General features: G+C 71.0%; 26 protein-coding genes and 1 pseudogene. 10 read left to right on the top strand and 17 right to left on the bottom strand.

Annotated features, from left to right (window positions below):
* Window positions 1-836: 836 nt before the first annotated feature.
* Both AB0F52_RS23105 and AB0F52_RS23100 read right to left on the bottom strand, forming a co-directional pair.
* Complete coding sequence (locus AB0F52_RS23105; protein WP_360174454.1) at window positions 837-2,042, bottom strand: cytochrome P450; 1,206 nt, start codon at window positions 2,040-2,042, stop codon at window positions 837-839.
* A 47-nt stretch (window positions 2,043-2,089) separates the two neighbouring features.
* Window positions 2,090-3,055, bottom strand: a complete 966-nt coding sequence (locus tag AB0F52_RS23100; protein ID WP_360174451.1) for a 2-dehydropantoate 2-reductase N-terminal domain-containing protein — start codon at window positions 3,053-3,055, stop codon at window positions 2,090-2,092.
* Window positions 3,056-3,146: 91 nt separating this feature from the next.
* On the opposite strand from AB0F52_RS23100, the gene AB0F52_RS23095 reads away from it, so the two are divergent.
* On the top strand, window positions 3,147-3,725 hold the full coding sequence (locus AB0F52_RS23095; RefSeq protein WP_360174448.1) for a TetR/AcrR family transcriptional regulator: 579 nt from the start codon (window positions 3,147-3,149) through the stop codon (window positions 3,723-3,725).
* A gap of 73 nt (window positions 3,726-3,798) precedes the next feature.
* Here the strand turns inward: AB0F52_RS23095 and AB0F52_RS23090 are convergent, their stop codons facing one another.
* Genes AB0F52_RS23090 through AB0F52_RS23075 form a run of 4 tightly spaced genes read right to left on the bottom strand, consistent with a single transcriptional unit; the run spans window position 3,799 to window position 5,716 of the window.
* A complete protein-coding gene (locus tag AB0F52_RS23090) occupies window positions 3,799-4,173 on the bottom strand; it encodes an ankyrin repeat domain-containing protein (protein WP_360174445.1) in 375 nt (124 codons plus the stop codon).
* The gene (locus AB0F52_RS23085; RefSeq protein WP_360174442.1) at window positions 4,170-4,646 is read right to left on the bottom strand and encodes a GNAT family N-acetyltransferase; all 477 of its coding nucleotides are present in this window, start codon (window positions 4,644-4,646) and stop codon (window positions 4,170-4,172) included. The genes AB0F52_RS23090 and AB0F52_RS23085 overlap by 4 nt, the downstream gene beginning before the upstream one ends.
* A 19-nt stretch (window positions 4,647-4,665) precedes the next feature.
* Window positions 4,666-5,058, bottom strand: coding sequence for a hypothetical protein (locus tag AB0F52_RS23080; RefSeq protein ID WP_360174439.1), 393 nt, complete (start codon window positions 5,056-5,058; stop codon window positions 4,666-4,668).
* A 46-nt stretch (window positions 5,059-5,104) separates the two neighbouring features.
* The gene (locus tag AB0F52_RS23075; protein WP_360174436.1) at window positions 5,105-5,716 is read right to left on the bottom strand and encodes a TetR family transcriptional regulator; all 612 of its coding nucleotides are present in this window, start codon (window positions 5,714-5,716) and stop codon (window positions 5,105-5,107) included.
* Between the two features lie 84 nt (window positions 5,717-5,800).
* Between AB0F52_RS23075 and AB0F52_RS23070 the strand changes: the two genes are divergently transcribed.
* Complete coding sequence (locus AB0F52_RS23070; RefSeq protein ID WP_360174433.1) at window positions 5,801-7,048, top strand: acyl-CoA dehydrogenase family protein; 1,248 nt, start codon at window positions 5,801-5,803, stop codon at window positions 7,046-7,048.
* Between the two features lie 32 nt (window positions 7,049-7,080).
* Here the strand turns inward: AB0F52_RS23070 and AB0F52_RS23065 are convergent, their stop codons facing one another.
* Window positions 7,081-7,962 (bottom strand): alpha/beta hydrolase, encoded by an 882-nt coding sequence (locus AB0F52_RS23065; protein WP_360174430.1) that lies wholly within the window; start codon window positions 7,960-7,962, stop codon window positions 7,081-7,083.
* A gap of 101 nt (window positions 7,963-8,063) precedes the next feature.
* Here AB0F52_RS23065 and AB0F52_RS23060 point away from each other — a divergent pair, with 101 nt between their 5' ends.
* The 3 genes from AB0F52_RS23060 (at window position 8,064) to AB0F52_RS23050 (ending at window position 11,215) form a co-directional block, all read left to right on the top strand.
* Window positions 8,064-8,543, top strand: coding sequence for a CGNR zinc finger domain-containing protein (locus tag AB0F52_RS23060; protein WP_360174427.1), 480 nt, complete (start codon window positions 8,064-8,066; stop codon window positions 8,541-8,543).
* A 254-nt stretch (window positions 8,544-8,797) separates the two neighbouring features.
* Window positions 8,798-10,297: an amidase gene (locus AB0F52_RS23055; RefSeq protein WP_360174424.1), complete on the top strand. Its 1,500-nt coding sequence runs from the start codon at window positions 8,798-8,800 to the stop codon at window positions 10,295-10,297.
* A gap of 72 nt (window positions 10,298-10,369) precedes the next feature.
* Window positions 10,370-11,215, top strand: a complete 846-nt coding sequence (locus AB0F52_RS23050; RefSeq protein WP_360174421.1) for a hypothetical protein — start codon at window positions 10,370-10,372, stop codon at window positions 11,213-11,215.
* A 1-nt stretch (window position 11,216) separates the two neighbouring features.
* Here AB0F52_RS23050 and AB0F52_RS23045 read toward each other — a convergent pair whose 3' ends face one another.
* Complete coding sequence (locus tag AB0F52_RS23045; protein ID WP_360174418.1) at window positions 11,217-12,302, bottom strand: zinc-binding dehydrogenase; 1,086 nt, start codon at window positions 12,300-12,302, stop codon at window positions 11,217-11,219.
* Between the two features lie 91 nt (window positions 12,303-12,393).
* Between AB0F52_RS23045 and AB0F52_RS23040 the strand changes: the two genes are divergently transcribed.
* The 3 genes from AB0F52_RS23040 (at window position 12,394) to AB0F52_RS23030 (ending at window position 17,854) form a co-directional block, all read left to right on the top strand.
* Entirely contained in the window at window positions 12,394-13,293 is a 900-nt protein-coding gene (locus AB0F52_RS23040; protein WP_360174415.1) for a LysR family transcriptional regulator, read from the top strand.
* 282 nt (window positions 13,294-13,575) lie between these two features.
* Window positions 13,576-16,626 carry an RICIN domain-containing protein gene (locus AB0F52_RS23035; protein ID WP_360174412.1) on the top strand — a complete coding sequence of 1,017 codons (3,051 nt, stop codon included), beginning with the start codon at window positions 13,576-13,578 and terminating at the stop codon, window positions 16,624-16,626.
* 142 nt (window positions 16,627-16,768) lie between these two features.
* Complete coding sequence (locus tag AB0F52_RS23030; RefSeq protein WP_360174409.1) at window positions 16,769-17,854, top strand: substrate-binding domain-containing protein; 1,086 nt, start codon at window positions 16,769-16,771, stop codon at window positions 17,852-17,854.
* Here the strand turns inward: AB0F52_RS23030 and AB0F52_RS23025 are convergent.
* The 3 genes from AB0F52_RS23025 to AB0F52_RS23015 are packed head-to-tail and all read right to left on the bottom strand — an operon-like array spanning window position 17,827 to window position 19,225.
* Window positions 17,827-18,402 carry an NAD(P)H-dependent oxidoreductase gene (locus AB0F52_RS23025; RefSeq protein WP_360174406.1) on the bottom strand — a complete coding sequence of 192 codons (576 nt, stop codon included), beginning with the start codon at window positions 18,400-18,402 and terminating at the stop codon, window positions 17,827-17,829. The two genes, AB0F52_RS23030 and AB0F52_RS23025, sit on opposite strands and share 28 nt — an antisense overlap.
* Window positions 18,399-18,854: a MarR family transcriptional regulator gene (locus AB0F52_RS23020; protein ID WP_360174403.1), complete on the bottom strand. Its 456-nt coding sequence runs from the start codon at window positions 18,852-18,854 to the stop codon at window positions 18,399-18,401. Before AB0F52_RS23020 ends, AB0F52_RS23025 begins: the two co-directional genes overlap by 4 nt.
* Window positions 18,855-18,901: 47 nt before the next feature.
* Window positions 18,902-19,225, bottom strand: a complete 324-nt coding sequence (locus AB0F52_RS23015; protein ID WP_360174400.1) for a DUF6204 family protein — start codon at window positions 19,223-19,225, stop codon at window positions 18,902-18,904.
* Window positions 19,226-19,357: 132 nt separating this feature from the next.
* Here AB0F52_RS23015 and AB0F52_RS23010 point away from each other — a divergent pair, with 132 nt between their 5' ends.
* Window positions 19,358-21,616 carry a glycoside hydrolase family 3 N-terminal domain-containing protein gene (locus AB0F52_RS23010; protein ID WP_360174397.1) on the top strand — a complete coding sequence of 753 codons (2,259 nt, stop codon included), beginning with the start codon at window positions 19,358-19,360 and terminating at the stop codon, window positions 21,614-21,616.
* A gap of 13 nt (window positions 21,617-21,629) precedes the next feature.
* On the opposite strand, the gene AB0F52_RS23005 is transcribed toward AB0F52_RS23010, so the two are convergent.
* The 3 genes from AB0F52_RS23005 to AB0F52_RS22995 form a co-directional block, all read right to left on the bottom strand.
* On the bottom strand, window positions 21,630-21,812 hold the full coding sequence (locus AB0F52_RS23005) for a hypothetical protein (RefSeq protein WP_360174394.1): 183 nt from the start codon (window positions 21,810-21,812) through the stop codon (window positions 21,630-21,632).
* 219 nt (window positions 21,813-22,031) lie between these two features.
* A complete protein-coding gene (locus AB0F52_RS23000) occupies window positions 22,032-23,120 on the bottom strand; it encodes a TIGR01777 family oxidoreductase (protein ID WP_360174391.1) in 1,089 nt (362 codons plus the stop codon).
* A gap of 106 nt (window positions 23,121-23,226) precedes the next feature.
* The gene (locus tag AB0F52_RS22995; protein ID WP_360174388.1) at window positions 23,227-24,078 is read right to left on the bottom strand and encodes a MerR family transcriptional regulator; all 852 of its coding nucleotides are present in this window, start codon (window positions 24,076-24,078) and stop codon (window positions 23,227-23,229) included.
* A 191-nt stretch (window positions 24,079-24,269) separates the two neighbouring features.
* Here AB0F52_RS22995 and AB0F52_RS22990 point away from each other — a divergent pair, with 191 nt between their 5' ends.
* Window positions 24,270-25,034, top strand: coding sequence for a DUF1206 domain-containing protein (locus AB0F52_RS22990; protein WP_360174385.1), 765 nt, complete (start codon window positions 24,270-24,272; stop codon window positions 25,032-25,034).
* 87 nt (window positions 25,035-25,121) lie between these two features.
* Here the strand turns inward: AB0F52_RS22990 and AB0F52_RS22985 are convergent.
* From AB0F52_RS22985 to AB0F52_RS22975, 3 genes and pseudogenes are all read right to left on the bottom strand, one after another.
* Window positions 25,122-25,202: pseudogene (locus AB0F52_RS22985) on the bottom strand (DUF2695 domain-containing protein); the annotation flags it as partial.
* Window positions 25,203-25,224: 22 nt separating this feature from the next.
* Window positions 25,225-25,347: a LuxR C-terminal-related transcriptional regulator gene (locus tag AB0F52_RS22980; protein ID WP_360174382.1), complete on the bottom strand. Its 123-nt coding sequence runs from the start codon at window positions 25,345-25,347 to the stop codon at window positions 25,225-25,227.
* 290 nt (window positions 25,348-25,637) lie between these two features.
* Entirely contained in the window at window positions 25,638-25,988 is a 351-nt protein-coding gene (locus tag AB0F52_RS22975) for a UBP-type zinc finger domain-containing protein (RefSeq protein WP_360174379.1), read from the bottom strand.
* Window positions 25,989-26,020 lie beyond the last annotated feature (32 nt).

Raw genomic sequence — 26,020 nt, 5'->3', positions numbered from 1 at the left:
GCCGGGCCGGAAACCGACAAAGTTCAGGAATGGCACATTGGGAGACTTTTGCCACCTGGACAAGCTGACGCAATGGCGTTCTTTTCATTTCTTCCCAAGCAACCAGGACAGGCCGGGGCGGGGCGACGTGCCGCCGTGCCTCGCTGTCACAGTCCGTCACCACCGGAGAAGGCTGCCACGCCGAACCGAGAGTCCGATGGAGCCGATCGAACCGACCCTGCCGCTCTTCGACGAGGAGCCCGCCCGGCCCCTCGCCGACCGCCTGCGCCCCACGCAGCTGACCGATGTCGTCGGGCAGGAGCACCTCCTGGCCCCGGACGCCCCGCCGGGCCGCATGGTCGCCCGGCAGTGTCTCGGCTCCGCCATCCTGTGGGGGCCGCCCGGCGTCGGGAAAACGACAGCTTCCTCCCCTACGTCGAGGACGGCACGATCGGCGCCACCACGGAAACCCGAGCTTCGAACTCAGGCGGCGCCCTCCTGTCCCGCACCCAGGTCCTGGTACTCAAACGCCTCGACGAAGCCGCACTGTCCACATTGCTCGACCGCGCCGAGCAGCTCGCCCACCACATCCAGCAGCGCGCCCCGCTGTACGACAAGGCGCAGGAGAGCCCCTACAACCTGATCTCCGCGCCGCACAAGTCGATGCGCGGCCCCGACCCGGCTGATGAAGGACCTCGGCTACGGCAAGGACTACCAGTACGACCCCGACACCGCCGACGGCTTTTCCGGTGCCGGCTACTTCCCCGCCGGCATGGACCGCGAGACTCGCCGGCAACGCGGATGACCGGGCCGAATGCCGTCGAGGTCCTTCTCCCCTTTGGCGGGAAGGCAGTTCACTACCAGGTCACCGGGAGCTGGTACAGGCCGTAGATGTTCGCGTCGTCCTTGAACGGCAGCTCGTCGATGTCCGCCGCCAGCTCCAGCGTGGGGATGCGGCGGAACAGCGTGTCGAACACGATCTGCAGTTCCATCCGCGCCAAGTTCTGGCCCAGGCACTGGTGCGGCCCGAACCCGAACGCCACGTGGTGGCGCGCGCCGCGCTCGATGTCGAGCTCGTCCGGGTGCTCGAACGCCCGCGGGTCCCGGTTGGCCGACTGAGCGAGCGCCAGCACTCCTTCGCCGGCGCGGATCAGCTGCCCGCCGACCTCGGTGTCCTCGACGCACAGCCGGGACGCCGCCGCGTCGATGATCGTGAAGTACCGCAGCATCTCCTCGACGGCGTCGAGCGTCTTGCCCGGGTCGGCCTCGATCATCGCGAGCTGCTCCGGGTTGCGCAGGAACGCCACGGTCGACAGCGAGATCATGTTCGCCGTCGTTTCGTGGCCGGCCACGAGCAGCAGGAAACCCATGCCGGCCAGCGCTGGCCGCCGGTAGGTGCCTTCTTCGCGCAGCTTGACGATCTGCCGCCCGAGCAGGTCGTCCGGCGGGTTCTCTTCCTTCTTCGCGATGAGGTCGGTCAGGTAGCCCTGGATGGCCCCCATGGCCGCTCCCCGCTCCTCGGGCGGCGTCGACTGCTTGAACATCTTCGCCGTGTGCTCCTGGAAGAAGCCGTGGTCGGCGTAGGGCACACCCAGCATCTCGCAGATCACCAAGGACGGGACCGGCAGCGACAGCGACTCCACCAGGTCACCGGGCTGCGGCCCGGCCAGCAGCGCGTCGATCCGCTCGTCGGCGATTTCCTGGATCCGCGGCCGCAGCGCCTCCAACCGGCGCACCGTGAACTCGCCGAGGACGGCCTTGCGCGCCGGCCCGTGCTCGGGTGCGTCCATCTCGATCAGGGTGCGCTCCTCGTCCGGCCGCCGGGCCGCCGCCGCGCCCTTGACCAGCTGCGGGAAGTCCGGATGCTGCCGGTCGGCGCTGAACCGCCGGTCGTTCAACACGGTTCGCACGTCTTCGTGGCGGCTGACCACCCACGCCCACCCGCCGTCGGGCAGGCGAACCCGCGAGATCGGTTCCTTCTCGCGGATCTCTTCGTACGCCGGCGGCGGCGCGAACGGGCACGTACGGGCTAGAGGGAACTCGTGCTTCTCGGCGGTAGTCATGACTTTTCCTTCCACGACGTCACGGACAGGCGACAACATCGGTGAATTCAGGCTCGGCCCGTCGCCTCACGGGTGAAGTACGGTTCCGCCGCTTCCAATCGCGGTACCGCGATGCCCAGCCGTCGTGCTTCCGCGAGGGTGTCCCGGCAGACTTCACGCGGCTCCTCGGCGTCGGGGTCGGAGTGCGCCTCGAGACTCACGCGCGCCAGCGCGACATGAGCGGTCAGCCAGGCGAACACGGGCGCCGTCAGCCAGGCGGGCGCCCGGAACAGCACCACACCGCCCCGGTGACGTCGCAGGTCGAGGCCGCGCGCCTCGAGCAGCGGCAGCAACTCGCGGCCGGTCAGCAGCGCCTCACGCAAGTCGCCCTTCGCCCCGGCCAGCTTGGACAAAGAACCCCGTCGCAGGCCCTGCGAGTGCAGGCCGGCATCCGACACGAAATGGACCCACAGCCAGCCGCGGAAGTCGGGACGCTCCTTGAGCCGGAGGCCGGCCTCGCGGAACACCTGGCGCACGGCCCGCTCCCGGTCGGTCGGGGGCCGGCCGAGGGTGCCGAAGACGACCGACGGCAGCAGTGCCCCATGGAGCACGCCGTCCGCGCCGAACCCGCCACCGGCCTGAGGAAAGCCCCAGGCGATCCGGTCGACGGGGAGCGCGCCGATCGCCGCCAGGGGCTCGGCCCAAATGTTGCCGAAGACCAGCACCGTGGCCTGGCCGACCCGCGGGGCCAGGAAAGCCGCCGCCTCCGCGAGACGGTGGTGCGACACGCTCAGCACGATCAGGTCGAAGTCGTGGTCCGGCTCCAGCGCCTCGCGGTAGCGCACCGGCCACTTCTCGGCGACGCGCTGCCCCCACACCCGGCGCCGCGTATCGAGCAGGTCGAGCTCCACCGCGTCCCCATAGGCCGCCGCGCGGCCCGGCCGGACGTAGAACTCGACGTCGTGCCCGGCCCGTTCCAGGGCCCAGCCGTAGATGGTGGCGATCACGCCTCGGCCGAACATCAGGATCTTCACTCTGCACCTCGTGGGGTACGATTCGATCTGGAGGTCATCTCCACTTTCCAAAATATGGAGGTCATCTCCATTTGTCAACGCGAGGGAGCGCATGACCGCCGACAAGCCGCTGCGAGCCGACGCCCGGCGCAAGCGCGAAGCCCTGCTCGCCACCGCACGCGAGGTCGCCGCCACCGGCGACTTCTTCGACCTGCGCTTCGACGACTTCGCCAGCCTGGCCGGAGTGGGCACCGGCACGCTGTACCGCCACTTCCCCACCCGGGAGGCGCTGGCCGAGGCGGTCTACCGCGGGGAAGTCGCCACGCTGTGCGACCGCGCCCGCCACCTCCAGGCCACCCGGCCGGCGGCGGAAGCGTTGGCGACCTTCCTCCGCGGCATGGTCGACCACATGGACACCCACCAGGGCCTCGCCCGGACGCTGGCCACCCTCTGGGCCGACCACTCGAGCGCTCTTGCTGAAGGCAGCCAGGCACTGGAGCAGGCCGTCACCGACCTGGTGGCCGCCGCGGTCAAGGCAGGCACCGTACGCGACGACGTGGACCCCGGCGCCGTCATGATGGCGCTACACGGCATCGGTGCGGCTCATGATCGCCCCCATTGGCGGGCCGAGGCCGACGACGTCATCACCCTTTTGCTGGACGGACTGCGACGGCCGCACTCGAAGGGATAGCTCGCGCGATTCGCCCGCCGACCGCTGCAGCTGGGCGGCATCGCCAAGGAACCGCAGGCGGCGTCACTCCCGGTCAGGCGCCGGCGGGATCTCCAGCGTGATACCGCGGAAACCCCCGCTTTCCCTGTGAAAGCTCGATCAGCGCCGTCGCAAGCCAATGTCCGCTCACCAGGGCCATGTGCTGCGCTGACCCGAGTGAACCTTCGGCACCCCCGCGTCCCCGAGTTGGATCGGCTCCGCGCGCCAAAAGATATGCGGTGGTATCGACGTGCAAGGCCCCACCGGTCTGCGTATGCCCGTCAATCTCGACGTCTATGGCATGTTGCAGCAACGTCAGCCCATTCGCGACTTCCTCGACATCTCCTCCGGCGTCGAGGAGGTCACGCAGTCGCTCCAGGTCTTCCATTTCCACCGCTTCATGCAGTGGCGTCATGTCTTCTATGCTCACTGGTCGAGATCCTTGGCCATGACGACGTTCGTCTCGAGGTAGCCGAGTTTCCGGTACAGCGACCGGGCAACCGAGTTGTTGCCGAAAACCTGGAGCCGCACGGTTTTCAGGCCCGCGGACCGGACTTCGTGCTCCATCGCCCGCATGAGCGCTTCACCGTGCCCCCGGCCACGCAGGCCCGGCTCGACCTTGATGTCGTAGAGGTAGGCGACCCGGCCGGCGCCGTGGGGGCGTTCGGCGAACCAGACCATGCCGATCTTCTGGTCGCCGTTGCGGGCGGTGTAGAGGTGGTGGCCGGGTGTGGCCGCACCCTCGGGCAAGAGTTCGGCGTACTCGTCGATGGCGCGCCGGTGCGCCCCGTCGGGCGGCAAGCTCTTCGCCGAAACATGGGCCTCGGCGTAGGCCAGTACCGCGTCGCGGTGATATTCCGCGTATTCCTCGGGGGTCATCGGATCGAGCCGGACCTCTGCCATGGCCGCCCTTCTTCTCGCGCTACAGGCCGCGTACAACTTCGTAGTCGCCTCGAAGCTCGCGAATGACCTTTTTGCGTTTGGCGTTCTCTTCCGCCAACAGCACCAGCTTTCGCTCCGCCCGGTCACGCCACAGAGAGGGTGCGTAGATGACGTTTCCCGAATATTTTCCTCGAGCGAGCTTGTGCGAACGAACCGCCGTGACGACGTGAGCCAGCACCTCGTCGTCCAGCTCGGCCCCCCAGACCCAGCTTTCGCAGAGGTCCAACACCAGGACTGCACCCTCGTCGACAAGCTGACGGACTTCACCCGGCTCGAGCCAGCCTGTGACCTCGCGCCACTCGGAGCCGTCGGGGCCGAGGAGGGCGTACTCCGCGTCCCCGATTTCCCGGTACCCCGGAACCTCTTCAGACAATCAAACTCACCTATCCCCCGATGAAGGTCACCCCGGCGAACGCAGTTCAGGGGCTGATCGAGTCCATCGCGCGGTCGAGCAGCCGACCCAATTGCTGCGTTCCGTTGCCCGCGATCCAAGCCGCGACGGCGGCCTCCAGACAGCCCAGGGCGCTTGCGATGAGCGCACGTGGCCGCGGATCGGTCGGGTTCGCCGGATCCACACCGAGCCGGCGCGCGAGCTCGGGTGCGATCAGAGCCCGGAACTTCGCCTGCTTTTCCTGCTGGACCGTCGCGAGGGCCGGGGTCGTCACGGCGAGCGCGGCCAGTCGATGGGCGCGGTCCGTCTGGGTCGCGTAGTACTCGACGAGCGGGCCCATCGCGTGGCGCAGCGCGGACCACGGGGCTTCGTCATCGGGTCGCTGACGCAACGCCGCCAATATCTCGTCGACAGCGGCCGAGGTCTCGCTCGCGAAGACGTCCTCTTTGGACGGGAAGTAACGGAAGAACGTGCTTCGCGAGATTCCGGCGACCGCGCAGATGTCGTCGATGGTGGTCTGCTCGTAACCGTTCTCCAGGAACAAATCGAGCGCCATCTCGGACACCTGCGCCCTCATGGCACGCCGGGCGAGTTCGCGTGCACCGGGACGACGCTCGTCCCGCTCCGGCAGCCTGGTCACCGGGCGATGGTACTACACCCCAAACCTGGTACTGTAGTTTCACAAACGCTACTCAGTGTCAAATTCGGAGCGGAGACGGACCCGATGGACCCGAGCCAGGTCACCAACACCACGACGAACGGCAGCACAGTCCCGGACTCGCCCCCGGTGAACGATCGACTGGAGGCGCTCACCGCCGGCTTGCCCGCGGAAGAGCTGGCACTCGTATCGGCCGCGGCGTCGCTGGTGCCGGTCTTGAGCGCCAACGCGGAGGCCGCGGATGCCATGGGAAGACTGCCCGATGACGACATCGCGGCGCTGCGCAAAGAGGGTTTGCTCCGCCTCGCGACACCGCGGAGGTACGGCGGCCACGAGAGCGGCGCGTGCGCCGCGACAGCCATTGCCGCGGAAGTGGGACGCGGCTGCGCATCGGCGTCTTGGGTGCTGACGGTGTACTACACCGCGGGTATCGCCCTCTGGCTCTTCCCGGACGAGGTACGGCACCGGGTCTGGGACGAGGATCCGGACGCGACCGTGTGCGGCTCCTCCGCCGGCGCCGTGCCGGCACGGAAGATCGATGGCGGTTACCTGCTCAGCGGCCGCTGGGGCTGGGCTTCCGGCATCCACAACGCGTCCTGGGCGATCCTCAGTGTGGTCACCGAGGGCGAGGGGTCCGCCCGGGAAAGCGGGTTCGCCCTGGTTCGGACGAGCGAATTGTCGGTCGAACACACCTGGCACATGGTCGGGATGCGCGGCACGGGCAGTGACACGATCATCGCGGATGGCGTCTTCGTCCCCCAGGAGCAGGTCGTCTTCCCGGCCAGAGGGGCCGCGCCCGGGCCCTCGATGCCCCTGAGCGTCCCGAAACCGCAGGGCCTGATGGGTGCGCTGGCCGCACCGGTGCTGGGGATGGGCATGGGGATCTACGACCACGTCGTGGCGAAACTCAGCGCCGGCCGGCCGCTGGTCTCCGCGGCGAGGTCGCCCGTGCGGGCGATCGACGCCCCCGCCGTGCAGGCGAACATCGCCGATGCCGCCATGCTCATCGACAGCGCGATCCTGCAGGCCGCGCGCACCGCCCACGCCGTCGACCGGGCCACCCGCACGGGCGAGCGGTTGTCTCCCCTCGCCATCGCCCGCACCCGGATGGACTGCGGGTTCGCCGCGCGGCAGATCCGCCGGGCGGCGGACAAACTGCTGGATGTCGGTGGCGCCAGCCGATTCGCCGACTCGGACCCGGCGCAGCGAATCTGGCGCGATCTGGGCACCGCGACCCGGCACCCCGCCTTCAGCACCGAACTCGACCGCGAACAGTACGCCCGGCTGCTGGTTCCGGTTCTCCAGGCACAGTAAGGAAAGTCGAACGACATCCCGCCGGAGGCCGGTCAGGAGACTCCCGGCCGGTCCAGCACGCGGCCGAGGAAGCCGCGCAGGTAACCCGCGACGACGTCCAGGTGGCTCTCCAGCAGGAAGTGGCCGCCGTCGATCAGGTGCACCTCCGCGTCCCCGGCGTCGCGGGCGAAGGCCTGCGCGCCGGCCGGGCCGAAGATCTCGTCGTTGCGGCCCCACACGGCGAGGACGGGAACCTCGCTGGTGCGCAGGAATTCGTGCAGCAGCGGGTAGAGCGGGCGGTTGTTCGGGTAGTCGCGGAACAGCGCCAGCTGGACCTCGTCGTTGCCTTCGCGGGAGACGAGGGCGAAGTCGTGTTCCCAGGTGTCCGGGCTGACCAGGCTCGGGTCGGGAACGCCGTGCAGGTACTGCCAGCGGATGGCATCGAGGCTCAACGCGGCGCGGACGGCGGGCTCGGTGTCCGGGCCGGGAGCCGCCCCGTAGGCCCAGACGTCGGTCCAGAACGACTCGACGAAACCGTCCTCGTAGCCGTTGCCGTTTTGGGTGATGATCGCGGAGATGCGTTCGGGGTGCTTGAGCGCGAGGCGCCAGCCGATCGGTGCGCCGTAGTCCTGGACGTAGATGGCGTAGCGGCCCAGCCCCAGGTGGTCGAGCAGCCCGGAGGTGAGTTCGGCGAGGGCGTCGAAGGTGTAGGTGAACTCCGACACGAGGGGAGCGGCGGAGTGGCCGAAGCCGAGGTGGTCCGGCGCGATCACGTGGTAGTCCCCGGCGAGCAGCGGGATGAGTTCGCGGAACATGAACGAGCTGGTCGGATAGCCGTGCAGCAGGACGATCGTGGGAGCGTCGGCGGGACCGGCTTCGCGGTAGAAGATCTCGTGACCGTCGACGACGGCGGTCCGGTGGTGTACCGGGCTCATCTCTAACTCCTTCGAATACTTTTTCTGGTTAGGTTCCCAGGCAAGCACGAATCGGTGTAACCTGTCAAGCGGGTCGAACTGGTTAGAGAAGGAGAGCTCGGATGACTGCGCTGCTGGACCTGCTCAACAGCAGGCCGCTGGTCGACGGTGCGGAGCAGGACGCGCTCGGCGACCCGGTCGCGGGCCGGCGCTGGGCACGGGAGCACGGCGGTGACGGCAGCCTCGCGGAGCTGGCGTCGTTGCGCGAGGCGCGGGACATCTTGCGGGACGTGGTGCTGGGAACCAGCTCGCCTGCCGCGTTGAGCCCGCTGCTCGAAGGGGTCCACCAGGTCCCCGAGTTCACTTCGGACCGTCTCCTGTGGACGACGAGGACTCCTCCGCACACGCGGTTGGCCGTCGAGGTGATCCTCGAGTGGGCCGCCACCGAGGAGCAGCTTCCCGGCCGGTTGCGCCCGTGCGCCAACGACGAGTGCCGGCTGTTCCTGCTCGACCGCAGCCGCGCCAACCAGGCCCGCTGGTGCTCGATGGCGACGTGCGGCAACCGCATGAAGGCCCGCCGTCACTACCAGCGCAACCGCTGACGGACCTTCCGGGACCAGGTGCGCCTGACAGGACAAGATTCACCGTGCGAGCAAGAATTGAGACATGCATCCCGTTGCACGATGCCGCGTTTCATGGCTTGCGCGAGCGCGGTTGATCCACCATGAGCGCCATGACCTGCGGCGAGGCACCTTACAGAAGGCAATGAGCGCACGAATTCATCAATGCAGACCGTCTCCCTGTTGCCCGAACCGGAATTTCGTGCCCGCCACAACAGCCCGTTAGCTTCGGATTCATGGAATGGAGCTTCAAGACAGCCGAAGAACTCATTGGCGCGTTGCGGTCCGGTGCCGTGTCGTCGGTGGAACTGACCGATGAGGCGATTGCCCGGATCGAGCGCGACGACGAGGTGATCAACGCGGTCTGCGTGCCGGACTTCGAGCGGGCGCGGGCCGCCGCGCTCCGGGCCGATCAAGCACGGGCGCGGGGTGAAGACCGGCCGCTGCTCGGTGTTCCGGTGACGGTCAAGGAGTGCTACGACGTCGCCGGGCTGCCCACGACCTGGGGCATGCCACCGCACCGGGACTTCCTGCCCGCCGAGGACGCCGTGCAGGTGTCGCGGCTCAAGGACGCCGGTGCCGCGGTGCTCGGCAAGACCAATGTGCCCTTGGGGCTGCAGGACATCCAGAGCTTCAACGAGATCTACGGCACCACCACCAACCCGTGGGACCCCGGTCGCACCTCGGGCGGCTCCTCCGGCGGATCAGCGGCGGCACTGGCGTCCGGGTTCGGTGCGCTGTCCATCGGCTCCGACATCGCCGGCTCGCTGCGCACCCCCGCGCACTTCTGCGGCGTCTACGCGCACAAGCCGACACTCGGGCTGGTGGCCGGCCGCGGCATGGTCGCGCCGTCCGAGCCGGCCTTGCCGGTCGACCTCGACCTCGCCGTCGTCGGTCCGATGGCGCGCAGCGCCCGGGATCTCACGCTCCTGCTCGACGTCATGGCCGGGCCGGACCCGCTGACGCACGGGGTGGCGCACCGGTTGGCCCTCCCGGCCGCTCGCCACGAGCGGCTGAGCGACTTCCGGGTCCTGGTCCTCGACGAGCACCCGCTCATGGCCACCGGCTCCGCCGTGCGGGCGGGCGTGCACCGGGTGGCCGACGCGCTCGCCGACGGTGGCGCCCGCGTCGCACGGCACAGTCCGCTGCTGCCCGACCTGACCGAAGCCGCGACGCTTTACACGCAGTTGCTGATTTCCGGTTCCGTGGCGCGGTTTCCCCTCGATTCGGACGAGCAGCTGCGGACGCGCGTCGCCGGGCTGAGCCCGGACGACCAGAGTCTCGACGCCGTGCGGCTGCGCGCCCTGCTGTTCAGCCACCGCGACTGGCTCGAGGCGAACCACCGCCGCGAGGTCCACCGCCACGGCTGGCGGCAGCTGTTCGCCGAGTTCGACGCCGTGGTGTGCCCGATCACGCCGACGCCCGCGTTCCCGCACGACCACTCCCCCAATCCGCTGGAACGGCGCATCGACATCGACGGCGTCGAGTACCCGTACCTCGACCAGCTCGTCTGGGCCGGCCTGGCCACCATGCCCGGCCTGCCCGCCACCGCCGTCCCCGCGGGCCGGTCCGCCGAGGGCCTGCCGGTCGGGGTCCAGCTCATCGGCCCGATGTCCGAAGACCGCACGCCGCTGCGGCTGGCCGAGCTGCTCGAGCCCCGGACCGGCGGTTTCCGGGCGCCGGAGCAGGGCGTACCGGCCGCGCGCAGTGGCGGCGGACGTCCCGGTGCGGCCTGAGGCAGAGCTGTGGCCAGGTCGTCCGCCGGGACACCGGCCCGGCCGGTCACCGGCGGCTGGCACACTCAGGCCGTGCTCCTCGGATACGTCCTCGCGGTGCTGGCCGCCGTCGCCTCGGGTAGTGGCTCCATCCTGGAGTCGGCCGGGGTCCGGCGGGCCGGTGCCTTCGGCGGCTCGCCTCAGGACCTCGTCGCGCTGCGCCGGCAGCCGCTCTACTTCCTCGGGGTGGGGGTGGACCTGCTCGGGTTCGTCTTCGCCGCCGCCGCGCTGCACCGCCTGCCGCTGTTCCTGGTCCAGTCGGTGCTCGCGTTCAGCGTCGGCGTGACCGCGACGATCTCCGCGATCCTCGGCGTCCGGCTGGCCGGTGCCGGGTGGGCCGCGCTGGGGGTCGGGGCGACCGGCCTGGTCCTGCTCGGCCTGTCCGCGGACCCGGGCCCCGCGCGGCCGCTGCCGGCCGGCTGGAAGCTGCTGCTGGTGGGCGTGGCGGTGGTGATCGCGGCGATCGCGTTCACCGTCCAGCGCCGGGACGGCCGCTGGTCGCCGATCGTGCTCGGGTTCTGCGCCGGGCTGGGCTTCAGCGTCGTCGGGATCTCGGCGCGGACGCTCGAGGTGTCCGGGCCGGTCTGGCACCTCGCCGTCGAGCCGGCGCTGTGGGCGATGATCGCCAACGGGCTCGTCGCGGCGGTGGCGTTCGCGATGGCTCTGCAACGCGGCCGGGCGACCGCCGTCACCGCCATCATGTTCACCACCAACACGGCGGTCTCCTCGCTCATCGGCGTGGTGGTGCTGGACGACCGCGTCCGCGAAGGCTTCACCCCCGCGGCCGCGGTGGGCTTCGTCCTGGCTGTCGCCGGAGCCATCGGCACCGCGCACTACGCGGCCGCCCACCGGGTGGAGCCCAGCGCCTCCGCCGCTTGAGTCAGCCCCTCGGGGTGAGGACCGTGCGGTCGAAGGGCCCGCCGTGGGCGGCCGCGTGGGCCACCGCGTCGCCGGCCCGGTCGAGGCCGAACCGGGTGACGCGTTCGGGAGCGAGGTCCAGTGCGCCCGTCGCGACGAGCCGGATCATGCCGGCGTTCGCCGTGCGGGGGTACATCCACTGGCCGCGCACGGTCACCGAGTTGCGCATGATCCAGGGGTAGGGCAGGGCGAGGTCCGCGCCGCCGAGCATGCCGACGCCGCCCATCAGCACGACCCGCCCGTACTCGCGCACGGTCATGGCGGCGGCACGCGCCACCGAACTGGGTGCCTGCGGCGGGAGGAGGTCGAGCACGAGGTCGATCGGGCCGCCGGCGGCCGCGGCCATGGCCGCGCGGTCGCGGTCCTCGTCCCCGCTGAGCCCGACCGGGCTCACCCGCGGGCCGAACCGGCCGGCGAGCAGGTCGAGGGCGGCCCGGTTACGGCCGGGGGCCACCACGTGCCCGGCGCCCATGGCGAGCGCGACGGCGACCGCGCTGCTGCCGAGGTTGCCGGTCGCCCCGCTGACCAGCACCGTCTCCCCGGCGGCGAGCCGGCCGGCCAGCAGCCCGCCGTAGGGAATGGTGTGCACCCCCAGCGCGGACCAGCGGGCGGGATCCGTCGCCGCGCCGGCGGGCAGGGGATACACGTTCTCGGTGGGGACCCGCATCAGTTCGGCGAACGGCCCGTCGTGCAGGTACCGGGCCAGCCGGGCGCCGCCTTCACCGCGGGAGCTCCAGCCCTGCAGCGTGATGTCCGGGGTCAGGGCGTCGTCGCGGGCGCGCACCGTCGAGTCGCACCACACCAGGCCGCCCACCGCGAGCTTGGTCGCGTCCGGGCCCACGCGCACCAGCCGGCCGATCCCGCCGACCCCCGGTACGACCGGGGGTTCCAGCGGATAGCGCCGGTCCCCGCTGAACACTTCGGCCGCGTACGGGGGCACGCAGGTGGCCAGCACCTCGACCAGCACCTCGCCGGTGCCGGCTTCGGGGTCGGGTACGTCACGCACCTCGAGCGGGGCGCCGAACGCGGTCAATGTCGCTGCACGCATGGAAAAACCCTTCTGTCGTCGTCCGCCACGCTAGGGCGGCCCGGGGCATGCGGGAAGCGCTGATCATGCATCTCTGCTATGCGTAGTAGGCATGGACGTGTCGAGCACGAGCCTCCGGGTGCTTTGCCGGATCGCCGAGTCGGGCAGCTTCACCGCGGCCGCCGCGGCGCTGGGCTACACGCAGTCCGCGGTCTCCCGCCAGGCGGCCGCCCTCGAACGCGAAGCCGGGGTCACCTTGTTCGAGCGGCGGCCCGACGGGGTCCGGCTCACCCGGCCCGGACTCACTCTGCTGCGCCACGCGCGAGCGATCCTGGAGTCGGTCGACGCGGCCGAACGCGATCTGATCGGGGCGGCTCCCCGCACGGAGGTGGTGCGGCTCGGGCTCGTCCCGAGCGCCGGGCCGGTGCTCCTGCCCGCCGCGCTCGCCCGGCTCGCCGGGACCGCGCCCGGGGTCCGGGTCACCACCCGCGAAGGCACCACGCCCGGCTTGGCCCGGGCGTTGCGCACCGGTTCGCTCGACCTCGCCGTGCTCACCTCCCGGCCACCGCACCGGCCGCCGGACGGCGAGGCACCACGCCTGCACGTCACGACCGTCCGGGACACCGAACTCCTGGTGGCGGCGCCGGCCACCGGCACGTTCGCGGGCCGCGCGGCCGTGCACGTCGACGAACTGGTCGACGCACCCTGGATCGCCGGCCCGTCGTCGAGCGCGGAGCCCCTGCTCGGCGTCTGGCCGGGCCTGCCCGGCCGAGCGCGCATCGTCCACAACGCCCGCGACTGGCTGACCAAACTGCACTTGGTCGCCGGGGGTTTCGGGGTCACCACGATCCCGGACGGCCTGGCGCCGGTCGTCCCGCCCGGCGTGATTTCCCTGCGGGTGGAAGGAGCGCCACCGGAGATCCGCCGGATTCTGGTGGCCCGGCTCCCCGGTGCCGCCACGCCGGCGGTCACCGCCGTCACCGCGGCGATCACCGCGGCCGTCCGGCCGTGACGACGAGGCCGCGCGTACGGCCATTTGGTTAACGCTAACACCCAGCGAGGGACGGCTCGGGCCGGAAGACGCACGGCCTCTGGTCGGCCTCTGACGGGCGTCGCGAAGCACCTTGCACGCCGCTGTACTGGATCTTTGCGTTCGAATCCGACGGGGACGGCACGTCGGAGGCATCCCGGCCGACCGGTGAGCATGGCTCCCGGGTCCGCGAAATTCAAGGCTTCCGCCGCCGGAATGTGAGCGATAACATTCCGGCCGTCAACGGAGATAGGGAGCCGCGTGATGGGGCAACGAACTCAGCCGGCGTGGCGTCGCCGCTTCACCAGGTGGACGGCGACGGCCGCCGCGGCGCTCGCCGTGGCCGGGATGCAGGCGTGGATCGCGGAGCCCACCGCCATCGCCCAGGCGGCTCCCGCGGCTGCCGTCGTCCCCGACGGGGTCGGCGCCGGCAATGGCGCGCTCGCGTCGGTCGACCTGGCCGGGTCGTGGAGCTTCACCCCCGCCGGCCGGGCCGCCACCACGATCACCGTGCCCGGTGGCGGCTGGTACAAGCAGGGCTTCACCGACGTGAACGAGGCGACGTACGCGCGCACGGTGACGGTGCCGAACAGCGGACAGCCGCAGTCCGCGTGGATCGAGTTCGGCGCGGTGAACCACGAGGCGACGCTGTCGGTGGACGGGCAGGTGGTCGCCACCCGGACCACGGCCTTCACGCCGTCGAACTTCGACATCTCCGCCTTGGCCGCCCCCGGCACCACCCACACGATCAGCGTGCACGTCAAGGGCCGCTACGCGCTGAAGAACGGGAACCAGACCGTGGTTCCCGACGCCGCCAACTGGTCCGAGGCCATCCCCCAGGGCATCTACCGCTCGGCGACCCTGCGCGTGTACCCGGCGGTGTACGTCAGCGACGCGTTCATCCGCACCTCCGTGGCCAACCAGACCCTCACCTACGACGTGTCCGTGACGAACACGTCCGGCAGCTCCCGGTCGGTGACGCTGTCCGGCGCACTCGCCCCGGACGACAACGCGTCGTTCAGCTACCCGGCGCTGCCCGGCCGCACGGTCACCGTGGCCGCCCACTCGACCGCCACGGTGACGGTCGGCCCGGTGGCGTGGAACCTCGGCACCACCTCGTACTGGTGGCCGAACGTGCCCTACCGCGCCGGGTACCGCGCCCAGCTGCACCGGCTGTCGGTGCACGCCACGACCGACGACGGCCGCACCAGCGACGCCACCTACCGGTTCGGGTTCCGCGAGAGCACCCAGCACGGCGAGTACTACTACCTCAACGGCGTCCGCGTGAACTACCGCGGTGACAGCCTGCAGGGCGCGGACTACGACCGGATCGACAACGGCGGCAAGGGCGACGCCTACGACACGCTGCCCGGCTTCCTCCCGCCGTCCGGCGGGAACGGCGGCTGGCCGCAGGCGGTGGACAACTACCAGCGGCTCAACTACAACGTGGTCCGCGTGCACCAGGAGCCGGCCAGCCCGTACATGCTCGACGTGGCCGACGAACTGGGCCTGATGGTCATCGACGAGACCGCGATCCGCGGCACCTGCAGCTGCCAGGACTTCGTCGCCGGGCACGACAACATGGTCGGCCACGCCCGGGCGCTGACCCTGCGCGACCGCAACCACCCCGGGATCATCCGCTGGAGCCAGAGCAACGAGGCGGACCTCAGCAGCTTCGACTCCGAGGCGTTCGAAAAGGACCTGTACGCGGCGATGAACGGCAATGACGGCACCCGGCCGGTCAGCGTCGACACCGCGTGGAACACCAACCCCTACCCCGCCCTGCTGAACGGCAACTTCGCCGTCTACTCCCACTACATCGACGGCATCGGCACGTACGGCGAGGCGCGCGCCACCCTGGCCGGCCGCCCCGACGGCGAGGGTGAGTACGTCTGGGACAAGTCCAACACCAAGCAGGGCTTCGAATGGTTCGCCACCGCGACCGCGGCCAAGCGGGCCAAGGACGCCAGCGACCTGCGGCCCTACACCCTGCTGTCCGGCTGGGCGAGCTTCGTGCCCGGCGTGCGGAGCACCGACTTCGTCCCCGAAGAGGGCGGCCATCCCGTCTACGGCGAGGACAACCTGACCGCCCCGTGGAGCAACCCGCAGCTCCAGCGGATCCAGGCCGCGTTCAACCCGGTCGCCGCGATCGACCTGCCCTACTGGTCGGCCTCCGGCAAGTCGGACGCGAACGGCGCCTTCCCGCTCCCGCAGTCGGTGGACACCTACGCCCACAACAGCACTGTCACCCGGAACGTCACCGTCTTCAACGACGACTTCACCAATACGTCGGTCACGCTCGGCTGGACGGCGCACCTCGACCAGCCCGACGGCGCCGTCGTGGCGTCCGGCAGCACTCCCCTCACCATCCCGCTCGGCTCCCGGGTCACCCAGCCGATCTCGTTCACCGCACCGGCCGGCGGCTCCCGCGTGTACCTGACGCTGTCGACCGCGAAGTCGGGCACCACCACGTTCACCGACAACGTCGAGTACCTCAACCTGGGCACCCCGACGGCCAGCGTCGACGACGCCGCTTCGTCGGTGACCTACGCCGGCAGCTGGGGTCACTCGACCGGCGAGACCAGCCTGTACGCCGGTACCAACTCCTACAGCGACGTCACGGGCGACACGGCGACGCTGAGCTTCACCGGTACCGGCGTCACGTTGCACGCCGTGACCGCGCCGAGCCACGGCATCGTCGGCGTCTCCATCGACGGTGGATCCGAGGCGCTGGTGGACGAGTACTCGGCGACGCGCACCGGTGACGTCCCGGCCTGGTCCAGCCCCCGGCTCACCTCCGGCACGCACACGATCCGCGTGCGCGTCACCGGCACCCAGCGCGCCGCTTCGACGCACGACTGGGCCACGATCGACCGCTTCGAAATCTCGAGCCAACCCGTGGCGGACACCAATTACCGCATCGTCAACCGCAACAGCGGCAAGCCGCTCGCCATCGCCGGCGACGCGACCGGTGACGGCGCGTTGGCCGTCCAGCGGACGGGCGGCGGCGCGTGGACGGTCAAGGCGGCGCCCGGGGGTGCCTCCACGCTGATCTACGTGCCCACCGGCAAGGCACTCGACGTCGACGGCTACGCCACGACGCTCGGGCTCCAGCTCCAGCAGTGGACGCCCAGTGGCGGCACCAACCAGCAGTGGTACCTGCGGCCCACCGGCGACGGGTACTTCACCATCATCAGCCACGACAGCGGGCTGGCGGCGGACGACTACAACTGGGACGGCAGTGACGGCGCCAAGGTCGTGCAGTACACGGCCGGCACCGGCGCCAACCAGCAGTGGCAGCTCGTCCCCGCATGATGAACTCCCGGCCCGGCGTGCGTACCCCACCGCGCCGGGCCGGTGACCATCTCGGCTTTCGCTGCCGGGATTCGGCCCGGTAGGACCGGCCGCCGGGGTCAGGAGGATGGCCCGCGGGCGACGCCGCTGGGAGAGTGCCTGGATGGCTTGGCTGAACCGGGACAAGACACCCGCGTTGTTCGCGGTGACCACTTCCGTCGTGAGCGGCGGCATTGTGGCCGTCCTGGCGAAAGTCCTGCAAGGCGGCATTTCCGCGGGAGCCACGATCCTCTGGTCCGCGCTGGTTTCCGCCGTCGTCGCGATCGTTTTCTGGGCCGCGTTCGCGATGAGGCCACGGAACCGGCGCGGTACGGCTTTCCTGCTGACGTCGGCGTTCGAGCAGAAGTATTACGTGGCGGCATTAGTGCAACAGGTGCACATTGCCCTCGACCGGGACGACATCGACCTCGTGCTCAAGGTACCGGACCGGGACTACGACGCGGGCGCACAAGCTCATCACCTGCGCCGCATCCTGAACCGGAAGCACGCCTACATCGGGGGCATCGTGGTCGCCGGAGAGGTGTCCAGGCTGCGCGAGGACCTCGTGAGGTTCTGCCGGGAGTCGCGGCTGCCCATCGTGTTTTCCGACCTCGAGCCGTTCCCGACCGAGTCGGAGTACCCGGACAACACCGCGTTCATCGGCTACGACACGGGCGAACTCGGCGAACTGGCCGGCCATTGGCTGGTCAAGCAGTTGCGCGGACGAACCGGGCCGCGGGTGCTCATCATCGCCAGTCTCGAACACGACAGCCGGCAGCAACGCTGCGAAAAGGCGTTGCGCTCCGGGCTGCCCGACGTCGAAATCGTCACCGACGATCGATGCGGGTTCGTGCGCTCACGGGCGCACAACGCGGTCCGGACCCACGTTCGGAACCTGGCACCCGGGCAGCGCCTCGATGCGATCTTCTGCACCAACGACGAGATGGCACTGGGCGCGGTCGACGCCATCGCGGCAGCCGCGTCCGCGGCGACCCAGGCCACGGTCGTGGTCGGCATCGACGGTGTGCTGGAAGCCAGAACGCTGATCGACACCGCGGACTGCCCGTTCCGGGCGACCGTCGTCCAGGACACCCACCGCCTGGCGGTGGGCGCCGTCGACTTCCTCGTCAAGATGCACCGCGGTTACGCCGTGCCCCGGCGCACCATCCTGAAAGCGGAGATCTACGAAGGCGACAACGCGCGGCTGTAGCCGACGAGGTCGCGCAGGGACGCCGGGACGAATTCGGCGACCCGGCGCGCCCAGTCGGAGTGCTCCGCCAATTCGCCGGTGGGGCCGAGGAGCCGGTCGGCGTGGGCGAGGGCGAGGCTGCGCGGCAGCGGGAACATGCCCGCTTTGCCCAGTGACAGCCGCAGGCTCTGGCCGGCCAGCGCGCCGCCGTGGGCCGTGGTCGAGTACGACACGATCCAAGCGGGTTTGCCGGAGGCCTCGGTGGCGAGGAAATCCAGGGCGTTCTTCAACGCGGCCGGTGGCGCGTGGTTGTACTCGGGGGTCACGAAGACGTAGGCGTCGGCGGCCGCCATCGCCTCGAGCCAGGCGCGCACCGGAGCCGAGGGGCGACGGTCGTCGTTGGCCAGCGGCGGGAGGGGTTCGTCGAAGAACGGCATCGGGTGGTCGGCGAGGTCCAGGACGGTGAACTCCGCGCCCTCGACGAGGCTGGCTTTGCCCATGACGAACCGGCAGACGCGGTCGCCGAGGCGGCCGGGCCGGGTGCTGCCGAGGACGACTTCGATCCTCATCGCCGCTCCTCGGTCTCGAGGAGTTCGCAGATCGTCTTCAGGGTGCGGATCGTGGTGGCGATGTCGGTGCCGGTCAGGTGCGCGCCGCCCAAGCTTTCGTACTCTCGGTGCACCTTCAGCCCATCCTTCACGACGGACCGGCCGGCGGGGGTCAGGGTCAGCGCGTGCTCGCGACGTGACGCGGACGAGGTCTCGACGGCCAGCCAGCCTCGTTGCCGGGCGGTCTCGATGTGCCGGCTGACCGCGCCCTTCGTCAGGCTGAGGAGATCGGCGATCTCCTGTTGCGACGGAGGGCCTTCGCCGGCTTCGGCGATGGAGCGCAGCACGAGGAACAGGGTCCGTCCGATGCCGATCCGCTGCTGGAAACGACGGTCGCCGGCTCGTTCGCTCAGCAGCGCCGCCCGGTGCAGGTACCGCATGAGGTCCCGCTGCGGGAACGCCTGAGGGCTCATGTCAACAGTATATGACTGAACGGTTGACGTGTGAACCGTTCAGTCGCTCAGCGGCGGTTGACCTTCACGTCGTCCATGCAGGTCGAGCTGACCGTGAGATCGCGGTACGGGTAGTTCTCGCCCTCGAGCAGCTCCATCGCCATCAGCTCGGCCTGGTCGTGGGCTCGCTGCGTGGCGTCCTCGCCGGCCGCGACTTCCAGCGCCACGCGGTAGCTGAAGCCGCCCAGGTGCCGGCTGTAGGCGAGCGTTCCCGTTTCGCTGAACACCAGGTCCGCCAAGCCCGCCGCGCCGGCGTTGGCCAGGAGTTTCGCGCGGACGGCTTCCGTTGGCCGGTCGAACTTGCCACGGACCAGGACGCGGTAGGTCGGCATGCCGCCAGGTTAGCGAGGCACGTCGAGGCCGGGGAACCGGTTTTCGGCTGACGCTGCGGCCGGCCGGCCGGTGACTACGCTGAAGCAGGCCTGACCGGTCAGAGGAGCTCGCCTCGCGAAAGGGTCCCCGCCATGTCGCAGCAAGATCGTCACGGAACTTCGGCCGCGAGCGGGGTGAACCGGCGCCGGGTGCTGGCCGGCGTCGCCGGCGGGGTGGCTTCCCTCGGGCTGCTCTCCCCCGCGGCCGCCGCGGGAGAGACCGCCGGAGAGGCCGCCGCGCGGGATCGGCGCGTCGAGGCGCTGCTCAACAAGATGACGCTCGCCGAAAAGCTCGGGCAGCTGCAGCTCGTCGGTGACGAAACCACCGCCCGCGCGGCCCTCGCCGGCGGCCGGCTCGGCGGGGTCTTCTCCGTGGTCGGGGCCGCGAAACTCAATGCCCTGCAACGCGTTGCCGTCGAGGAGACGCGGCTGGGGATCCCGCTCATCTTCGGCCTCGACGTCATCCACGGGCACACCACCAACTTCCCGATCCCGCTCGCCCAGGGCGCCAGCTTCGACCCCGCCGTCGCGGGCACGGACGCAGGAGTTTCGGCCCGGGAAGCCCGCAGCAGCGGCATCCACTGGACCTACGCGCCGATGATGGACGTCACCCACGAGCCGCGGTGGGGGCGGATCGCCGAGGGGTACGGCGAAGATCCTTACCTGGCAACACAGTTCGCCGTCGCCAAGGTGCGCGGCTACCAGGGGGACGACTACTCCGCGCCGGACCGGGTTGCCGCCTGTGCCAAGCACTTCGTCGCCTACGGTGGGGCCGAAGGCGGGCGTGACTACAACACCGTGGACGTTTCGCTGCAACGGCTGCACAACCTCTACCTGCCGCCGTTCAAGGCCAGTGTCGAGGCGGGCGTCGCGACCGTCATGGCCAGCTTCAACACCATCAGCGGCGTGCCCGCCCACGGCAACGGCTACGTCCTGCACGACGTCCTCAAGGGCGCCTACGGTTTCCGCGGGTTCGTCGTCAGCGACTACACCGGCATCGAGGAACTGATCCTGCACGGCCTCGCCGGTGACGGCGCGGATGCCGCGGCGGCCGCCCTTCCGGCCGGGGTCGACATGGAGATGGTCAGCACCGATTACGCCCGGTTCGGCGAACGGTTGCTGGCCGAACGCCGGATCACCCGCGGCCAGATCGACGACGCCGTCCGCCGGATCCTGCTCGTCAAGTTCCGGCTCGGCCTGTTCGAGCGCCCGTACGCCGACGAAGCGGCCGAGGTGAAAGCGCCTTCACCGGCCGCGCTGGCCGCGTCGCGGCAGGCCGCCGCGCGGTGCATGGTGCTGCTCAAGAACGACGGACCCGTGCTGCCGCTGGCGAAAACCACCGGTTCGGTCGCCGTCGTCGGGCCGCTCGGCGCGGCGACCTACGACCTCAACGGCACCTGGGCGGGCCTGGGCACCGGGGCCTCGACGACGCCGCCGGTGACCGTCGTCGACGGGATCAAGGCCGCGGCACCCGGCGCCACCGTGAGCTACACCCCCGGCTGCACCGTCGACGGGACCGATACCGGCGGGTTCGCCGCCGCGCAGCAGGCGGCACGCGCCGCCGACGTGACCGTCGTAGTGGTCGGCGAAACCGCCGCGATGAGCGGCGAAGCGGCGGCGCGCAGCGACATCGGCCTTCCCGGCGTGCAGCAGCAGCTGGTCGCCGCGATCAAGGAGACCGGCAAGCCTTTCGTGGTCGTGCTCGTCAACGGCCGCCCGCTGACCATCCCGTACCTGCACGAGAACGCGCCCGCCATCCTGGAGGCGTGGGCCCCCGGGGTGCAGGGCGGCCACGCGATCGCGGACGTCCTGTTCGGCGTGGTGAACCCGGGCGGCAAGCTGCCGGTGAGCTTCCCGCGCGCGGTGGGCCAGATCCCGATCTACTACAACCACGAGAACACCGGACGCCCCGCCGACCCGGCCAACAAGTACACGTCGAAGTACCTGGACCTCGACAGCGGGCCACTCTACGAATTCGGCCACGGCCTGTCCTACACCACCTTCCGCGTCGACGGCCTGCGGCTTTCCGGCGCACGCCTGCCGGCGAACGGCGGCCGGATCGAGGTGAGCGCCACCGTCACCAACACCGGCGGCCGGGCCGGCGACGAGGTCGTCCAGCTCTACCTGCGCGACCCGGTCGCGAGCATCGTCCAGCCGGTGCGGCGGCTGCGCGGCTTCCGGCGGGTGAACCTGGCCGCGGGCGCGTCGACGACGGTTTCGTTCACCCTCACCCCGGACGACGTCGGCTTCTACGACAACACCGCGCGGTTCCGGGTCGAGCCGGGCAAGATCGAGGTCTACGTCGGGACCAGCTCGGCGGCCACGCTCTCGGCCAGCTTCACCGTCGGCTGACCGCCCGGGCCGCTCACCCGGCACCCGTCGTGCGGGAGCGCAAGCGCTTCCGCCATTCCTGCCGCACGTGCGGCAGGCCGTTGAGGTGCACGACCGGCACGGACCCGTCGCGCCACGCCGTCGCCCCGAGGACGATCCGGTCGGTGCCGGCGTGCGCCAGCAGGAGCGCCACGACGTCCGTTACTTTCTGCCGCACCGGTAATTACCGGGCAACACGGCGGATTCGCCGGTCGGAAACGGAGCAAATCCGTACCGCTGTCCGACGTAGCCGCGCGCCGGAGTTCACCCGCTCGGCGCACGGACCCGAATCTCACGAAGCGGTACGACGGGGCGGCCGCGTCTTCGCCGAACCGCCCGGGCCGCTTCAGTCCGCTACGCCGCCGGCGCTCGACCGCCGATCAGGCCGGCCGGACCGTCAGGCCCGGTCTCCGGCGGCGGAGTCGATCAGGCCCGCGGCGGTGCCGAGCAGGTGACCGAGGGCGTCGGCGAGGCTCGGGTGGCGGAATGCGTGGCCGGCCCCGGTCAGCCGCCGGGGTGTCACGCGCTGGTCGGCGATCGCCATTTCGCGGGCGCCGTCCTGGCCGAGTAGCAACCGGGGGCCGATCGGCGGCACCTCGGGCAGCGTCGGCCGGTCGAGCACGGTTCCCAGCGTGCGCGCGTATTCGGCGTTGCGCACCGGTTCCGGGCTCACCGCGTTGACCGGTCCACAGAGGACGGAGTCGGTCAGGGCGCGCAGGTAGACGTCGGCCAGGTCGTCGAGACCGATCCACGGCATCCACTGCCGTCCGGCGCCGAGCGGGCCGCCCAGCCCGGCGGCGAACAGCGGGTACTGCAGCCGTAGCAGGCCGCCACGCGGGCTCAGCACCAGGCCGGTGCGCACCCGGACCACGCGCAGCCCCGCCGCCGACGCCGGTTCGGTGGCCGCTTCCCAGTCCGCCACGACGTCGGCGAGAAACCCTTTTCCGCGCTCGCTTTCCTCGGCGAGGAGCTCGTCGCCGCGATCCGGCCCGTAGTAGCCGACCGCGGACGCCGAGACGAACACCTCCGGCCCGCCCGCGGTGCGCGCGGCCAAGTCCGCGAGCGCCCGCGTCGGCGCGATCCGGCTCTCGCGCACGGCCCGGCGGTGGCGGTCGTCGAACGGGCCGGCGAGCGGGGCCCCGGCCAGGTGCACGACCGCGTCGACGCCGGTGAGCAGGTCCGCCGCGGGGGCTTCCGGCCGCCACGTCCGCTCGCCGGGGTTCTCGGCGGGCCGCCGCACCAGCCGGACGACCTGGTGGCCGCCGGTGGTCAGCAAGGCCGTCAGCGCCGTCCCGACGAGACCGCTCGCGCCGGTCACCGCGACCGTCAGCGGATCGTGCCGGTAGCGCCGGTGCGCGGCCAGGTCGGCGGCCAGCTGCCGGTGCCGGTGGGCGGACATCGAGCGCCGGAACGCCTCGGGCGCCGGGGTGCCGACGTGGCCGGCTTCGGCCGCCGGCCGGACGACCGGGCGAAAGACCCTGGCCACACTCACCTCTCGATGCACAGACGATGCAGGTGCGCAAGCGTAAGAGAATCTTCGTCATTACGCTCGCCGAAGGATCCGGGCCGCGTTTCATTTTCGATGCAGCGCGTCAGCTGCCGAAAGCCGCCAAGGCGTCGGAGAACGACGGCGGCAGCGGCTCACCGACCGTCGGCAGGCCACGCCAGCCCGGGCCGGCCGGGCGCACCGGAACCCCCTCGGCGTGCAGCGTGCGCAAGGTTCGCACGTCCGCGGACGGCGACGTCATCGACCAGACCACCACCGCGCTCGGCGCGAACCGGCCGGCCACCACCCGCAGGACGTCCGGCGCCACCGGGCCGCTCAGGAACATCGCCGGAGCGCCGTCGTCGGCCAGCGCCGCGCTGAGCATCTTGACCGGCAGTTCGTGACGCTCGGCGGGTCCGCACACGAACAGGGCGGGACCCCGGCCGGCCCGCGCGGGCGCCGGCGCGCGCAACCGGTCGAGCGCCGCCGAAGCCGCGGCGGCCAGCGCCCATTCCGCGGCCATCGCGTCGCGGTCGCCTGCTCGCGCCCAGCGCTCCCCGATGGCGCGCAGGACCGGCGCCACGACCTCGGTCCACGATTTCGCGACACCCAGGCTCGCGAGCGCGTCGTCGACCAGATCACCGATCGCGGACACGTCGAGCAGTTCGGCGGCCTCGGCGATCCGCTCCCGTCGCCGGTTGACGGTCGTCTCCGCCGCCGACCGGGACAGCACCAGCCTGGCGGCGTCGCGTGCCCGGGTGCCCTGCGCCTGGAGCGCCCGCATCCGCCGCAGCCGATCGACGTCCTCGGGCGTGTAGCGGCGGCGGCCGTTCTCCTCGCGATCCGAGGCACCGATGCCGTACCGCTGCTCCCACGTCCGCAGCGTCACCTGCGAGACGCCGAGGGCCCGGGCGACCTCGCCCGAACTCAGGGAGCGCGACTCGGGTGTTCTGCTCACGCGGTCTCCCCGGACGCCGGCTGCACAGGTTTTGCATCACCGTACCCGCGAGGTACGCCCAAAACCGGGCGCCGAGGGGCCACGAAAGAACCAACTTGCGATGCATTTGCGATGCGCGCTCGGCGGGGGCGGTGGGCCTCGGCGCCGATCGCGTCTGGCCAAACCGGCCAAGGTGAGCAAAACTCACCTTCATGCCCGAACTGAGAGTTTTCAGCCTGCTTGCCCGGATCGGGTTGACCTGCTATGCGGCGGTGCACCTCGTCGTCGCGTGGCTGGCCGCCCAGGTGGCGCTCGGCGACAACGAGCGGGCCGACAAGGCGGGCGCGCTGCAGATCGTCGCTTCCGAAGGCGGGGCGTGGCTGCTCTGGCTGATCGCCGCCGGCACCGGGGTGCTGGCACTGTGGCAGCTCGCCGAGGCGATCACCGGCCACCGGAACGCCGACCCCCGGCGGCGCTGGGTGCGGCGGACCGTCAGCGGCGTCGAAGTGGTGCTGTACGGCCTCGTCGCCTACAGCGCGGGCAAGACGGCGATGGGCGCGTCCGGCAAGGCCGGGTCGGTGGTCGCGAGCGTGCTGGGCCGGCCGTGGGGCGCGGTCGCGGTGATCGCGGCGGGCGTCCTGGTCATCGTGGTCGCGGCGTGGCTCGCCTACCGCGGGGCGCGGAAGAAGTTCCTCCACGACCTCGACTTCGGCGGCGCGTCCCGCACCCTCCGGCTGTCCACGACCCGGCTCGGCCAGATCGGCTGGTGCGCGGTGGGAATCACCTACGCCACGGTGGGGGCGATGTTCGTCCTGGCGGCGGTCCGCTACGACCCCGGCAAGGCCGCCGGCTTGGATCCGGCGCTGAAGACGCTGGCTGTGCAGCCGTACGGACAGGTCCTGCTGCTGGCGCTGGCGGCCGGGATCGCGGTGTTCGGCGTGTTCGCGTTGCTGGAGGCGCGGTTTCGGCGGCTGTGACGCGGGCGATCAGCCGGGTTCGCAGGGGCGGGTCAGGCCCAGGTCGTCGGCGATGATCACCGCTTCGATGCGGTCGGGGGCACGGGGTCAGACCCAGTCCGCCGGGTCCAGGTTCGCGAGGACCTCGCAGTCGCACCCGCCGCCGAGCTCGCGCAGCCGGTCTTCGAGCGGTGCATGGGAACCCCTCCGATCAGCCGGGCCGCCGGGTCAGGCCGAGATCGTAGGCGATGATCACGGCGTGGATGCGGTCGCGAGCGCCGATCTTGGCCAGCACCCGGCCCACCTGGGTCTTGACCGTCGACTCCGACAGCACCAGCTGCTCGGCGATCTCGCCGTTCGTCCGTACCGCCGCCGGTCGCGGACGGCAGGTGGTGGGCGTAGGTGTCGAGGAGACGCCGGGTCAGGGCGGGGGCGACGACAGCGTCACCTCGGGCGACCGCGCGGATCCCGGCCGGCAGTTCCTCCGGGTGGGCCGGCCCGTCCAGGTCCACGCTAGAAGCGGAAGCGGCGCCATCGGTGGTATCGCCGGAGGAATCCGGGAATCCGGTGGTACCGCGTACTGCCGGATCGCCGGCGTTTTCCGGCCGGGTCCGCTCGAAGCGGCTACTGGTGCAGGTGCTGGGTCCAGTCCGCGGGAACCCGGTCGGCCGGGCCGGGCACGGCCTGGGTGAGCGGCCGGTGTTCGGGAGCGGCGAGCGCGGGGCCGGATTCGTACAGCACCTCTTCGCCGTAGTCCCAGAACCACTCTTCACCGGGCTCGAAGCTGCGCGCCATCCGGTGCCCGCTGGCGGCGGCGTGGCCGCTGGCGTGCTGAGCGGGTGAGGAATCGCAGCACCCGATGTGCCCGCACTCCGCGCAGCGCCGAAGGTGGAACCACCAGCCCTGCGGGTCGGCGGCCTCGCAGTCCGCGCACCCCGTACCACTGGGCGGCACCGAGGGATCCACTCCTTGCATGCGCACTCCTCTACTCGGTCCGGCACCGGACG

The organism is Amycolatopsis sp. NPDC024027 (assembly GCF_040638975.1).
GTDB lineage: Bacteria > Actinomycetota > Actinomycetes > Mycobacteriales > Pseudonocardiaceae > Amycolatopsis.
This window is presented reverse-complemented; position numbering and strand designations above follow the sequence as displayed.

Excerpts from the sequence above, each read along its gene's own strand:
- AB0F52_RS23105 (WP_360174454.1), bottom strand. The coding sequence starts at position 2,042 with ATGACTACCGCCGAGAAGCACGAGTTCCCTCTAGCCCGTACGTGCCCG.
- AB0F52_RS23095 (WP_360174448.1), top strand. The coding sequence starts at position 3,147 with ATGACCGCCGACAAGCCGCTGCGAGCCGACGCCCGGCGCAAGCGCGAA.
- AB0F52_RS23085 (WP_360174442.1), bottom strand. The coding sequence starts at position 4,646 with ATGGCAGAGGTCCGGCTCGATCCGATGACCCCCGAGGAATACGCGGAA.
- AB0F52_RS23070 (WP_360174433.1), top strand. The coding sequence starts at position 5,801 with ATGGACCCGAGCCAGGTCACCAACACCACGACGAACGGCAGCACAGTC.
- AB0F52_RS23065 (WP_360174430.1), bottom strand. The coding sequence starts at position 7,962 with ATGAGCCCGGTACACCACCGGACCGCCGTCGTCGACGGTCACGAGATC.
- AB0F52_RS23060 (WP_360174427.1), top strand. The coding sequence starts at position 8,064 with ATGACTGCGCTGCTGGACCTGCTCAACAGCAGGCCGCTGGTCGACGGT.
- AB0F52_RS23055 (WP_360174424.1), top strand. The coding sequence starts at position 8,798 with ATGGAATGGAGCTTCAAGACAGCCGAAGAACTCATTGGCGCGTTGCGG.
- AB0F52_RS23045 (WP_360174418.1), bottom strand. The coding sequence starts at position 12,302 with ATGCGTGCAGCGACATTGACCGCGTTCGGCGCCCCGCTCGAGGTGCGT.
- AB0F52_RS23040 (WP_360174415.1), top strand. The coding sequence starts at position 12,394 with ATGGACGTGTCGAGCACGAGCCTCCGGGTGCTTTGCCGGATCGCCGAG.
- AB0F52_RS23035 (WP_360174412.1), top strand. The coding sequence starts at position 13,576 with ATGGGGCAACGAACTCAGCCGGCGTGGCGTCGCCGCTTCACCAGGTGG.
- AB0F52_RS23030 (WP_360174409.1), top strand. The coding sequence starts at position 16,769 with ATGGCTTGGCTGAACCGGGACAAGACACCCGCGTTGTTCGCGGTGACC.
- AB0F52_RS23025 (WP_360174406.1), bottom strand. The coding sequence starts at position 18,402 with ATGAGGATCGAAGTCGTCCTCGGCAGCACCCGGCCCGGCCGCCTCGGC.
- AB0F52_RS23020 (WP_360174403.1), bottom strand. The coding sequence starts at position 18,854 with ATGAGCCCTCAGGCGTTCCCGCAGCGGGACCTCATGCGGTACCTGCAC.
- AB0F52_RS23015 (WP_360174400.1), bottom strand. The coding sequence starts at position 19,225 with ATGCCGACCTACCGCGTCCTGGTCCGTGGCAAGTTCGACCGGCCAACG.
- AB0F52_RS23010 (WP_360174397.1), top strand. The coding sequence starts at position 19,358 with ATGTCGCAGCAAGATCGTCACGGAACTTCGGCCGCGAGCGGGGTGAAC.
- AB0F52_RS22990 (WP_360174385.1), top strand. The coding sequence starts at position 24,270 with ATGCCCGAACTGAGAGTTTTCAGCCTGCTTGCCCGGATCGGGTTGACC.
- AB0F52_RS22975 (WP_360174379.1), bottom strand. The coding sequence starts at position 25,988 with ATGCAAGGAGTGGATCCCTCGGTGCCGCCCAGTGGTACGGGGTGCGCG.